At 39.6% G+C, this 12,523-nt stretch carries 13 protein-coding genes; 6 read left to right on the forward strand and 7 right to left on the reverse strand.

Features of this window, described 5'->3' with window-relative positions; all coding sequences use genetic code 11:
- Positions 1-13: 13 nt before the first annotated feature.
- The 3 genes from nrdR to glnK all read right to left on the reverse strand — a co-directional run bounded on the left by nrdR (position 14) and on the right by glnK (position 2,426).
- Positions 14-472: a transcriptional regulator NrdR gene (gene nrdR / locus F984_RS17190; RefSeq protein ID WP_004710970.1), complete on the reverse strand. Its 459-nt coding sequence runs from the start codon at positions 470-472 to the stop codon at positions 14-16.
- Positions 473-632: 160 nt separating this feature from the next.
- Positions 633-2,030: an ammonium transporter gene (locus F984_RS17195; protein ID WP_002048891.1), complete on the reverse strand. Its 1,398-nt coding sequence runs from the start codon at positions 2,028-2,030 to the stop codon at positions 633-635.
- 57 nt (positions 2,031-2,087) lie between these two features.
- Positions 2,088-2,426: a P-II family nitrogen regulator gene (gene glnK, locus F984_RS17200; RefSeq protein ID WP_000780326.1), complete on the reverse strand. Its 339-nt coding sequence runs from the start codon at positions 2,424-2,426 to the stop codon at positions 2,088-2,090.
- A gap of 279 nt (positions 2,427-2,705) precedes the next feature.
- Here glnK and F984_RS17205 point away from each other — a divergent pair, with 279 nt between their 5' ends.
- Both F984_RS17205 and F984_RS17210 read left to right on the forward strand, forming a co-directional pair.
- Positions 2,706-2,933 (forward strand): accessory factor UbiK family protein, encoded by a 228-nt coding sequence (locus F984_RS17205; RefSeq protein WP_002048939.1) that lies wholly within the window; start codon positions 2,706-2,708, stop codon positions 2,931-2,933.
- Between the two features lie 65 nt (positions 2,934-2,998).
- The gene (locus tag F984_RS17210) at positions 2,999-4,486 is read left to right on the forward strand and encodes a YifB family Mg chelatase-like AAA ATPase (RefSeq protein ID WP_004710972.1); all 1,488 of its coding nucleotides are present in this window, start codon (positions 2,999-3,001) and stop codon (positions 4,484-4,486) included.
- Between the two features lie 29 nt (positions 4,487-4,515).
- Here F984_RS17210 and pdxR read toward each other — a convergent pair whose 3' ends face one another.
- On the reverse strand, positions 4,516-5,940 hold the full coding sequence (gene pdxR / locus F984_RS17215) for a MocR-like pyridoxine biosynthesis transcription factor PdxR (RefSeq protein ID WP_004710974.1): 1,425 nt from the start codon (positions 5,938-5,940) through the stop codon (positions 4,516-4,518).
- A 111-nt stretch (positions 5,941-6,051) separates the two neighbouring features.
- Here pdxR and F984_RS17220 point away from each other — a divergent pair, with 111 nt between their 5' ends.
- Positions 6,052-6,828, forward strand: a complete 777-nt coding sequence (locus F984_RS17220; protein ID WP_004710976.1) for an aldolase — start codon at positions 6,052-6,054, stop codon at positions 6,826-6,828.
- 15 nt (positions 6,829-6,843) lie between these two features.
- Positions 6,844-7,722, forward strand: coding sequence for a dihydrodipicolinate synthase family protein (locus F984_RS17225; protein ID WP_004710978.1), 879 nt, complete (start codon positions 6,844-6,846; stop codon positions 7,720-7,722).
- A 42-nt stretch (positions 7,723-7,764) separates the two neighbouring features.
- Here the strand turns inward: F984_RS17225 and F984_RS17230 are convergent, their stop codons facing one another.
- Positions 7,765-8,586, reverse strand: coding sequence for a TorF family putative porin (locus F984_RS17230; protein WP_002048960.1), 822 nt, complete (start codon positions 8,584-8,586; stop codon positions 7,765-7,767).
- Positions 8,587-9,550: 964 nt separating this feature from the next.
- Here F984_RS17230 and F984_RS17235 point away from each other — a divergent pair.
- A complete protein-coding gene (locus tag F984_RS17235) occupies positions 9,551-10,870 on the forward strand; it encodes an OprD family outer membrane porin (RefSeq protein ID WP_004710979.1) in 1,320 nt (439 codons plus the stop codon).
- A 107-nt stretch (positions 10,871-10,977) separates the two neighbouring features.
- On the opposite strand, the gene ppa is transcribed toward F984_RS17235, so the two are convergent.
- Positions 10,978-11,505 carry an inorganic diphosphatase gene (gene ppa / locus F984_RS17240; RefSeq protein WP_002048945.1) on the reverse strand — a complete coding sequence of 176 codons (528 nt, stop codon included), beginning with the start codon at positions 11,503-11,505 and terminating at the stop codon, positions 10,978-10,980.
- A gap of 127 nt (positions 11,506-11,632) precedes the next feature.
- Positions 11,633-12,031 (reverse strand): MAPEG family protein, encoded by a 399-nt coding sequence (locus F984_RS17245; protein WP_002048944.1) that lies wholly within the window; start codon positions 12,029-12,031, stop codon positions 11,633-11,635.
- 106 nt (positions 12,032-12,137) lie between these two features.
- Between F984_RS17245 and F984_RS17250 the strand changes: the two genes are divergently transcribed.
- Positions 12,138-12,521 carry a hypothetical protein gene (locus F984_RS17250; protein WP_004710984.1) on the forward strand — a complete coding sequence of 128 codons (384 nt, stop codon included), beginning with the start codon at positions 12,138-12,140 and terminating at the stop codon, positions 12,519-12,521.
- Positions 12,522-12,523: the final 2 nt, after the last annotated feature.

Consider the following 12,523-nt stretch of genomic DNA (forward strand, 5'->3'; position numbering starts at 1 on the left):
AAATCTCAAATGATTAGTGTTCACGTTGTTGCATTTGCTCAATTTGACGGCGAAACGCTTCAACATCCTGAAAGTCTTGATAAACCGAAGCAAAACGAACATAGGCAACATGATCAAGTGCAAATAAAGATTGCATAACAATTTCACCAATAGTTCTAGACTTAACATCACGCTCACCTAAACGGCGAATCTGCAATTGAATATCGCTCAGAACCGTTTCGATCTGCTCTTGTGTCACTGGACGCTTTTGTAAAGCATGCATAAGTGAACGACGTAGCTTGGCTTCATCGAACGGTTCATTCTTTCCATTCGATTTGATCACACGGGGCATCACCACTTCATAGCTTTCAAAAGTGGTAAAACGTTCACCGCAAACTACACACTCACGACGTCGACGAATCTGACAGCCTTCTGCGGCTAGCCGAGAATCGATGACTTTACTATCTGCGGCGTTGCAAAATGGACAATGCATAGCGGACTTAACAGGGTCAATTACTTTGACCTAGTGTAGCAAAATTTCTACGCTTACTGAACCAGCATTCTATGAGACAAAAAAACAGCCCTGAGCCAGATCAAAGCATCGCTTTGATCACAGCCCAAGACTGTTTTTAGTACAGCAAATATATTATGAATTATTCAATACGTTCGCCATGTTGGCTTAAATCCAGACCCATACGTTCATCATCGGCATTAACACGCAGACCAATCACCACATCAATTACTTTAAGAATAATGAAGGTTGCAATACCGCTGTAAACCATAGTTGCAAGTACACCTTCAACTTGTACCCACAATTGGCCTGCAAATGTTGGTGCTAAAGTCACACTAGCTGCTTTAATGATTTCATCACTATAGAACACGCCAGTTAAAATCGCGCCGACAATACCACCTACTGCATGTAAACCAAAGGCATCCAATGCATCATCCGCTTTGAGTAAACGTTTAAGTGCTGTAATACCCCAGAAGCAGACTACACCACCGATTAAGCCCATCACTAGAGCTCCGCCTACGCCGACGAAACCTGCTGCTGGTGTAATCACAACCAAACCAGCCACAGCACCAGATGCACCACCTAATACAGAAGCTTTACCACGAATCATACGTTCTACAACTAACCAAGAGAACGCAGCAGCAGCGGCAGCAACTTGAGTCACTAAAATTGCCATACTTGCACGAGCACCAGCGCCTAACGCACTACCACCATTAAAGCCGAACCAACCTACCCAAAGTAAGCTTGCACCGATTACAGTTAAAGTTAAGTTATGCGGTGCCATAGATTCACGGCCAAGGCCAATACGTTTACCAAGCATGTAAGCTGCGACTAAACCTGCAACACCAGAGTTGATATGTACAACTGTACCACCAGCAAAATCTAATGCGCCTGCTTTAAATAACCAACCATCTGTTGCCCACACCCAGTGAGTAATTGGCGCATAAACCACAAGTACCCAAATTGTAATAAAGGCCATGAAAGCTGAATATTTCATACGGTCAGCAATCGAACCACTCAAAATTGCGACAGTAATGATGGCAAAAGTCATTTGGAAAATAACAAATAAGCTTTCAGGAATTGTTCCACTTAGTGCGTTAAAGCCTACGCCATTGAGCATAGCTTTAGACAAGTCACCAAAGTATGCACCTGTGCCAGAGAACGCGAGTGAATAACCAGCAATCACCCAAAGCAAACTTACCAAAATTGCAGCAGAAAGGCTGAACATCATGGTACTTAATACGTTTTTCTTACGGACCATACCGCCGTAGAACAATGCCAAACCAGGAATCGTCATCAACAGTACTAAAGCTGTTGAAACTAAAATCCAAGATGTATCGCCTGTATCGAGTTTTGGTGTCGGTGCTGGAGCTGCCGGAGTTGCGGCAGCTGCTGGTGCTGCTGCAGATGTTGCAGGTGCTGCAGACGTTGATGTTGCTGTAACCTCAGATGTCGGTGTTGTTACAGTCTCTTCTGCCCAAGCGGCAGTACCACCCAAAAGTGCGCCTGTTAGACTCAGCGCCATAAGCATTTTTTTCATTCGTGTCCCCCAACCTCATTTGCGAGCTATTTATTGCTCAGCAAGCTTTGTGCCAATTTAGACAGCATCTGGTCCTGTTTCACCCGTACGGATACGGATGACTTGTTCCAGGTTAGTCACAAAAATCTTACCGTCGCCGATTTTCCCAGTGCTTGCCACACGAGTAATTGACTCAATTACTGCGTCGACCATTTCATCGCTAATCGCAATTTCGATTTTTACTTTAGGTAAGAAATCAACCACATACTCCGCGCCGCGGTAAAGTTCTGTATGCCCTTTTTGACGACCAAAACCTTTAACTTCAGTTACGGTAATCCCTTGTACACCAATGTCAGAGAGTGCTTCACGCACATCATCCAATTTAAACGGTTTTACAATTGCAGTTACAAGCTTCATGTTTGTTTCCTTCGGCTTCTTTTCACCAGTAAGGTTTTATGTTCAATTTTCATGCCAATATTTCAAAGGTTGGAGGAGATGAATCTTTTGCATGAGCTTTCTTTATAACCTATTTAGTTATCAAGATGTAGATGAGCTACTAAAAATAAAATGAATTTGCAGTCCTGTTTTTATTTCATTTTATCGTTATCCAATATGGAAAAGCCAAGAAGCCTATATACGAGGTTCAAGCAGTGTTAAACTGGCAAGCATAAGGTAATACAACAGTTTGGATATCTCATGCTAGAAACTCTATTACAGGCTATTTTGGAACAAATTGACGAGCCTAAAAAAGATTTAGAAAAAAACTTACGTGCATTATTAAATGAAACTGTCGAGAAATTAGACCTCGTGTCTAAACAAGAAATCGAAAGACAAAAAACTGCACTTCATTTAGCCAACCAACGTTTAGAAGAGCTACAAAAACAAGTAAGTCTATTAGAAGAAACTTTAAAGAATAAAAAATAAGCACCAATGTAGCGCACTTATACTTTACAACGATTAAAAATTAAGCACCACAATGGAACAAGAAGATGTCTTTTTCTAAAATTTATACTCGGGGACTTTTAGGCTTACATGCGCCTCTCATTGAAGTAGAGGTACATGTGAGTCAAGGCTTACCTTCTCTAACGATCGTAGGGCTTGCTGAAGCAGCAGTCAGGGAGAGTAAGGACAGGGTTCGCTCAGCAATTATTAATAGTGGATTTCAGTTTCCGACTAAACGGCTGACTATTAATCTTGCTCCCGCAGATTTGCCCAAAGATGGTTCACGTTTAGATTTACCGATTGCATTAGGGATATTAATTGCCTCAGGTCAGCTTCCAGAGAACTGCACTGAAGACTTTGAATTTATTGGAGAGTTAGCACTAGATGGTCATGTAAGACCTATTTCAGGTGCTTTAACTTTGGCAATGGCCTGCCAACAAGCCCAGCATAAAATTGTTTTACCCCAAGATAATAGTCAGGATATTAGTCATTTACCAAATCTTGAGTGTTATCCGGTTAGTCATTTAAAAGAAGTTTGTGAACACTTTTTAGGAAATACCAAGCTATCTCAGGTGCAATCATCTTCCCGCTCAAATGACATGCCGTATAAATTTGACCTTGCTGATGTAAAAGGTCAGCTACGTCCACGTCGTGCACTGGAAATTGCAGCTGCTGGAGGGCACTCCCTGCTCTTTAAAGGACCACCGGGTACAGGTAAGACTTTACTCGCCTCACGTCTTCCTTCAATTTTACCACCACTTTCTACTCAAGAAACGCTTGAAGTTGCGAGTATTTATTCGATTTCAAATACACCGCATATTTTTGGACAGCGCCCTTTTCGTGCACCCCACCATACAGCCTCAGCAATTGCACTAGTTGGGGGCGGTTCTCATCCTAAACCGGGTGAAATTACCTTATCTCACTTAGGGGTTCTCTTTTTAGATGAATTACCCGAGTTTGATCGCAAAGTATTAGAAGTCTTACGCCAGCCGCTTGAGTCAAAAGAAATTATCATTTCACGGGCAGCCCGGCAAATTACCTATCCTGCCAACTTTCAGCTTATAGCAGCAATGAACCCCTGCCCATGTGGTTACGCATTTAATCAAGACAGTCGTTGTCAGTGTTCACCCGAAAGTATTAAGCGCTATCAAAATCGTATATCGGGGCCATTACTTGACCGCATCGATTTACATATCGATGTACCGCCATTAAAAGCTCAGGAACTACAAGATCCAACACCCGCCGAAGATTCAACAACTGTGCGACAACGTGTGATTTATGCTTATGAACAACAAATAAAAAGGCAGGATTGTTTGAATCAGGCACTTTCACCGAAACAACTAGAACAATTCGCTGTCCTAGATGACGCGTCACAGCGAATGATTGAAATGGCTCAGCAACGTTTAAATTTATCTGCACGTGCTTATCATCGTGTTTTACGGGTTGCTCGCACCATTGCCGATTTGTCTCAAAGTGAGATGATTCAAAGTCCTCACCTTACAGAAGCACTCTCTTATCGAGGCAATCATTCTTAAAATAAAACAGCGGATTATGAGTCCGCTGTTCATTTATTTCTATTAAGAATATTGTTTAAGTTTTCAATTAAAGTCGTAATTTCTTTCTCTGATAAAGCTGCAAAACCAAAGCGAATACTACAATTAGGATGTTCTTCCTGTTTAAACTTATGCTCTGCATCAATGTTGAGCTCTTTTAACTTTATGAGCTGTTCTTGGGTAAATGTTTTCTGAAATTTCACCCACAAAGCCATTCCACCTGCAGGTGGTTGTATTTGAATACTTTGAGCAAAAACTCTTTGAAACTCAGCTAAGGCATGATCACGACGTAACTTATAAATCTTTTTCATTTTACGTATGTGTCGTTTGATCTCTCCTCTCTGCATTAAATCCGCTAAAGCGAGTTCCGTAATATTATTGCCCTGCCGGTCAATCAATAAAATATCTTCAGTAATGGAGTGAATGATGGGGGGAGCTGCCACGATGTAGCCTAACCGAATACCAGGTGCAAAAACTTTAGACAATGAGCCCACATGAATGACCAACTCAGAATGAGGCAAACTCGCTAAGGGTGGCATAGGTCGGCTGTCATAGTGAAATTCATGGTCATAGTCATCTTCAATAATGTAAAACCCCCATTTTTTTGAAAGCTCTAAGAGTTGAAGACGACGACTCATTGGCATGGTAACTGTTGTGGGATATTGATGATGTGGCGTTGTATAGATGGCAGCGACAGAATGTTCTTTTAAAATCCGTTCTAGATCTCCAATGACAATACCTTGCCCATCTAATTTGACAGTAACAACCTGAAAACCATTTGACTGAAATGCTTTAAATGCAGAAGGATAAAACAGCTCTTCAACGACAATGACGCCTTGGCGGTTTGGTAACGCGCGCGATGCAAGAAAAATTCCCATCTGGCTTCCACGTACAACACAGATCTCATCTTCGGCAACATTCATAAAACGTTCCATCGATAGCATTTGTTGCAAGGCTTGTCTTAACTCAATCATTCCTCGTGGGTCACCATATCCCATGTACTGATTTTGCGTAATTTTAATGAGTGCATGCCGATAGGCCCTCGAAAATAATTCGTATGGAATAAGCCTCGGATCTGGCACACCATCGTTATGTGGACGTTGAATCACTTCTTGAATAATTGGCTTATCATTAACTTTTAGCTCAGATACTGACTCTATTTGAAGCTGTTTTTCCGGCAAAACATCTGCCACAAATGTGCCTTTTCGGGGGCGAGTCACTAGCCATCCTTGTGCCTCTAATTCCTCATATGCCGCTTGTACCGTTTTCCGATTAATTCCTAGTTCTTTTGACAAGCTACGAGACCCTGGTAGCATAGTTCCCTGTACTAAACGCCCATTTAAAATTTCTTGGCTAATCAAGTTAGTAAGCTTTAAAAAAACTGTTTTTTCTTCTCTTTCATCGATACGGAAATGTACTTGCCAAGGTCTTAGCATATTCGCCCCATCTGGACCATATAACTTATAAAAACTGGATGTATTGATTCATCCAGTTATTTTCTATTCTGCCTTCACCTACTTAATTTGGTCAACTGGACTGGAGAAGAGATGAAGACTGCTTCTGTAAACAAACAAGAGCTGATGCAACATGCACAGCAAGACATGCAAAAGTGGATTAGCGACTCAGATTTAACTGATCGTCAAAAGCTTGCACTCACTTGTCGTATTTTATTTGATCATGGTCATGATGCTGGTTTAGCGGGACAAATTACTTGCCGTAGTGAAAATAAAGAAACTTTTATTACTCAGCGTTTCGGATTAGGTTTTGATGAAATTACTGCTTCAAACTTACTTGAAGTAAATCAAGATCTAGAACCCATCAATCAAGAAGGAATGGCAAACCCAGCCAACCGTTTTCACACTTGGATTTATAAAGAACATCCAGAGGTGAATTGCATTATTCACACACATCCCACCCATGTAGCTGCTTTATCTATGCTACGGATTCCACTCATGATTTCTCAAATGGACGTCTGCGCACTTTATGAGGACTGCTCATTTGTAGGTCATTGGCCAGGTGTTCCTGTGGGTAATGAAGAAGGTATTTTGATTTCCTCTGCTCTGGGTAAAAACCGCGCTGTTTTGTTGTCTCACCACGGCCAACTGGTCACAGGAAAAACTATTGAAGAAGCATGTAACTTGGCTCTTTTAATTGAACGCGCAGCCCAACTGCAACTACTGGCAATGTCTGCCGGACAAATTCAGCCTATCCCCCACAGTCTAGCAACAGAAGCACATGACTGGGTATCTACCGATAAACGCAACAAAGTGAACTTTGCTTACTACGCACGTAAAGCTTTGAAAAACCATTCTGACTGTATTTAAAAAGAGACTTCGACCATGAAACTAAAAGGCATTATTGGCTACCCTGTTACTCCATTTTCTGATGACAACACCATTAATCTTCCTGTTCTAAAACAAATGCTGAATTTGCTTATTGAAAATGGTTGCGATGCAATTGCACCTTTAGGCAGTACAGGCGAAAGCGCTTATCTTGAATGGGATGAATGGTGCTTAGTCGCAAAAACCTCAATTGAAAGCATTAATAAGCGCGTGCCTGTCATTATTGGAATTTCAGAACTCACCACTAATCAAGCCATCAAAAAAGCCCAGATCGCGCAAAGCTATGGTGCAGATGCACTTATGGTGATTCCTGTATCTTATTGGAAACTAACTGATCAAGAGATTTTTGAATATTATCAAGCGATTGCTCAGGCCACGAGTTTACCGATTATGGTGTATAACAACCCTGCAACCAGTGGCGTTGATATGTCTCCAGAGTTAATTGTGCGTATGTTTAACAACATCGCAAATATCACGATGGTAAAAGAAAGCAGCGGCGATATTCAGCGCATGCATAAAATTTATGAACTATCAAAAGGTGAACTTCCGTTTTATAACGGTTGTAATCCTCTAGCTTTAGAGGCCTTATGTGCGGGAGCAAGCGGTTGGTGTACAGCAGCACCAAACTTGCTAGGCCAGCAACCTCAACAGCTTATTCAACACGTCAAAAATGGTGAATTAGAGCAAGCTCAGAAGTCATTTTACCAACAACTTCCTGTCCTACGTTTTATTGTAACTGGTGGTTTGCCTCAAACAATTAAAGCAGGTTTACAGTTAAAAGGTATTTCTGCGGGGTCACCACGTAAACCTTTGTCTAAAGCCACGAATATTGAGCTTAATCAGTTAAAACAACTACTTTCTGAAATAGAAAACTAATAAAAAAGCGGGTTGATTTACCCGCTTTTTTACAGCATAAACTTAGAAAGTTTTAGTTAAACTAAATACTAGGCCAGCGTCATAAGGCTTTTTCTGAGCATCAGTCATACCAGAAGTACTCACATCGGTACCCACTACGTCTAATTCAGCCAAAATACCTAAAATGTTACGGTTTACACCAACTTTATAATCGATATAGCTGTCGTCTGTACCAGGGCCGCCCGCAACTACGGCTAAAGCCTCTTTGTTTTTGAATTTGTTATAACCAACTGATGCAAGTCCAGTAAATCCAGTGTTTGCAATTGGTGCCGAATAACCTACGTTAAAATACCAGAACTGTTTAGAGTTCGCCCAGTAGTCATTTGAATAGTTAACGCCCACACTGAGCGCATCGCCTTTAAATAAAGAATCGGCAAACGTTAACTTACCGTAAACTTCATTAAAATCTAATCCATTTTTGCCATCGTAACCAATACCGTTACGGTCAAAACTATGCCCCGAACCAATGTAACCATAATGGATCACACCTACATCATAAGTTGGCGCAAGCTTATCGGATAATTTTAATGTATTGGTATAACCCAAAGCGACATCTGTTTCAGTTGAGTTACCTGTTACACCAAAATCAACACTTGAACCCCAAAGCGATAAATAAGCACCTGATTTATGAGAAAAAGTAAAACCACCTTGAATGGCAGGGTTATTTGAAGATTGTGTAACACCACGGAAACGATAATCTGTAGTTGCTGCTACGCTACCTGTTGTCGTGATTCCATAGAAAGATGGAGCACTTTCAGCCATAACCATGGTTGAACCTGCTGTGAGTACGCCGACTGCTACTGCTTTAAGTGCAAATTTCATCATTTTGATCTCCCCCACAATGAACGCACGATTTAATTGAATTAAACAAATTTTGTTACTTAAGCTTTAGCAATTGCTGTGCCAAGTCCATATTTCGTATCGCTGGGCTGCATAAGTTTTGAAATCAAATTCTTTTTAAAATGAAAATATTGCCTAACGCTCATAGAAATATATTTATAAAAAACAAATATATAGAATAGATTTATTACAAATCTAAAAATACTCAACATAGAAAAACCCCTTATCGGAAATTAGTAACCGAGGTAAGAAGTATTCCTTTGATACGCGTAAATTTTCTATTTAGATCTAAAGTTGAGATATAAAAAGTATGTAAATTATTGAAGGCGGTAGATGAAATGATCTGTGATTGAGCATTTTTGCTTACTTCATTTCTGTATTTATTTCTGAGTTAAAGTCGATGAACTATTTTGGGTCTTTTTTAGGCACCCATATAAATAAAAAAAGTACTGCACAGAATTTATGCAAAATATCGCACTAGATTTGATCAGTTCAATTAAATTCTATTGGCTTATTATAACAATCGGTTCATATATACAGTACTTCTAAAAATAATGTTATACAGTAACATTTTATAAGTAGGCTTAAAATAAATCGTTGAAAAAATCAACTCAAAGCAAGGTTAAAAAGTAAACATATCCAGCAAAAAAGGATAAAAAATGAACACAAGAATCACGTATTTTTTGAAGTTTGACTATAAAATAAATGGTAAAAATCAACTAAAAAATAAATTACTTTTTTTATTTTAAACAATACATTAAGTATAAAAGGCTATGAGTAAATTTACTAAATAACCGGTAGCACATTAATCAATTTCTGCATAGCATATATAAAATAAAATCAACAAAAATATATCTTTTTTATAGATTACTTATACAATTGATGGAAATCCTAGGCCCTGAACTATAACAAGACACAGGATTTATCGTTTTTATGAGGTTCTTTAAATATGCTAAATGCACAAAAACTTACATTAGCAGTTCTCATTTCTGCGGCAATAATTTCCTCAGCTCAGGCAAGCGAGCAAAGTGAGGCAAAAGGATTTGTTGAAGATGCGAACGGTTCTATTCTCTTCCGTACAGGTTATCTAACTCGCGACAAAAAACAAGGCGCGAAAGATACTAGTTCATTTGCTCAATCGGCAATTGTAAATCTTGAATCTGGCTTTACCCCTGGTATTGTTGGTTTCGGTGTAGGCGTTGTTGGTGACGGTTCATTTAAAATCGGTGAAAATAATAATGCCGGTAACCAAATGATTCCTAAGCACAATGATGGTTCAGCTTACGATCATTGGGGCCGTGGTGGCGGTAGCGTTAAAGCTCGTTTCTCAAATACGACTGTACGTTATGGTACTCAAGTACTCGATTTACCAGTTTTAGCAAGTAACACAGGCCGTATAGTTCCTGAATACTTTACAGGTACTTTATTAACAAGCCATGAAATCAAGAACCTTGAATTAGTAGCTGGTAAATTCACTAAAGACCAAATGTCTGATCAAATTAATACCGATGCCGATGCGTCTGGCAGAGGTCTTGATCGTGCAATCGTTTGGGGCGGTAAATATAAGTTTAATGACAACTTAAATGCATCTTACTATGGCTTAGACAGCAAAAATGCACTTGAACGTCATTACGCTAATGTGAACTTTAAACAGCCTTTAACAAATGACAGCTCATTAACTTATGACTTTAGTGGCTACCATACTAAGTTTGATGCAAATGCACATACTTATTCAGCGACTGGAGCTGTAGCACCAAATTATGGTAACACTGGTGTAGCTGGTGAAGAAAAGACCAACAACATTTGGGCAATTTCAGGAACTTATGCTACTGGTCCACATAGTGTGATGCTTGCTTACCAACAAAATACTGGTAATGTTGGTTATGACTATGGTCAAAATGCTGATGGTTTCCAAAGTATTTATTTACCAAACTCTTATATGTCTGATTTCATCGGTAACCACGAGAAATCTGCACAAATTCAATACAACGTTGATTTCGGTAAATTAGGTGTATTACCTGGCTTGAACTGGACAACTGCATTTGTATACGGCTGGGACATCAAAGTTCGTAATGTAACTGACGATGCTCAAGAGCGTGAATTCTTTAACCAAGTGAAATACACAGTTCAAAGTGGTTTTGCTAAAGATGCAAGCCTTCGTATTCGTAACTCTTACTACCGTGCGAGCGATGCTTACCAATCTAATGCGTACATCGGTGATACAAACGAATGGCGTATCTTCCTTGATATCCCTGTGAAATTATTCTAATTCATAGATCTATCAAGCATAAAAAAACCTACCTCTGGTAACACAGGTAGGTTTTTTATTGAGTCTAGAATATCAATTGAGACACACTAGACTCATAAAATCAGAACTTATTTTTTAGCAGCTTCGATTGCTTTCAATACTTCAGCTTTAGCAACGTCCGCACCTTCCCAACCGCTGATTTTTACCCATTTGCCTGGTTCTAAATCTTTATAGTGGCTGAAGAAATGCTCAACTTGGCTAATCAACAATGGAGGAAGATCTGTATATTCCTTCACGTCTTTGTAAAGTGGAGATAATTTCTCATGTGGAACCGCGATTAATTTCGCGTCGATACCACCGTCATCTTCCATGTTTAATTTACCCACTGGACGGCAACGAATTACAGAGCCAGCAGCAACAGGATGCGGAGTTACAACAAGTACGTCTAATGGGTCGCCATCTTCAGACAAAGTATTTGGTACATAACCATAGTTTGCTGGATAGAACATTGCTGTGCCCATGAAACGGTCTACAAACAATGCATCAGAATCTTTGTCAATTTCATATTTAATTGGCGCTGCATTTGCAGGAATTTCAATGATGACATAGATGTCATTTGGTGCATCTTTACCTGCTGGGATATTGCTGTAACTCATATCAATACTCTTTCGTTATGAAGTCAGATGTAAAATCCACTCGATTATAACGTGGATATCATCAAAATGATGCCGATTATACAATGCGCACACGCGAAAGTTGATATGAATGGTGACAGAATGACACTCAAGTCAACTTAATTGTCACGATCAACAAGAATATTGGGCATAACAATGATAAAAACCAGACAATCGAGCGTAAAGTTGCCCAATTACTCAAGTAACAAATGCCATAAATCACGCGCAAAATAATATATGCCCAGCCCAGTCTCAAAATAAAGTACTCAGGCACCACCATATATTCAGCCATCAGAATAGCTGTTAAAAATAAAGGTAAACTTTCAAAACTGTTTTGTTGTACTGCATTTGCCCGAGCAGCGATCCCCTTTGTATTAGCAAGAAAATCTCTTGGGTTCTGATTATCAGAGGGCTGAAAACCACCCTTAAATTTTGCAATTACGGTAAATGCGTATGGCAGCAAACATGCCACTAAAATAATATAGATAATGCTGCTGATGCCGTGCATAGTGCCATCCATCACTGAAAATACTGTTGATCATGCTATCATAACTCATCGTTTTTACCTGAAATTTTATGCAATCGCATGTCATCACTGATTTATAGGGCTATGTATGCAACAACCTGATCAAAAAGAATTGCTCGAGGTCTTAGAAAAGCAAAAGAAGAACCAGCTTCAGGTAGATCTTATCTTCAAAATTGTATTACCAATTGTCGCTTTTTTACTGAGTGTGATTTGCGCGAATTTTAATTGGCAATCGACACTGGGTACCTTTGTCATTTTGACAATCATTTTTATTGCAGTAGGTGTCAAAAGACTTCCTTTATGGCATTGGCTGATTGTAATTACCGTGTATTGTCTGATAGATAATTACCTTAGTTATGGCCAACTTGACTTGTCTCACTTACGCCTACAACTCGGCACAATGATTATTTTTGTGGGTATGGTTGGAATCGGCCGTCCTTATGTAGACCGCTGGTTTATGAAAAGCCACTAAAT

This window comes from Acinetobacter nosocomialis NIPH 2119 (genome assembly GCF_000368085.1).
Classification (GTDB): domain Bacteria; phylum Pseudomonadota; class Gammaproteobacteria; order Pseudomonadales; family Moraxellaceae; genus Acinetobacter; species Acinetobacter nosocomialis.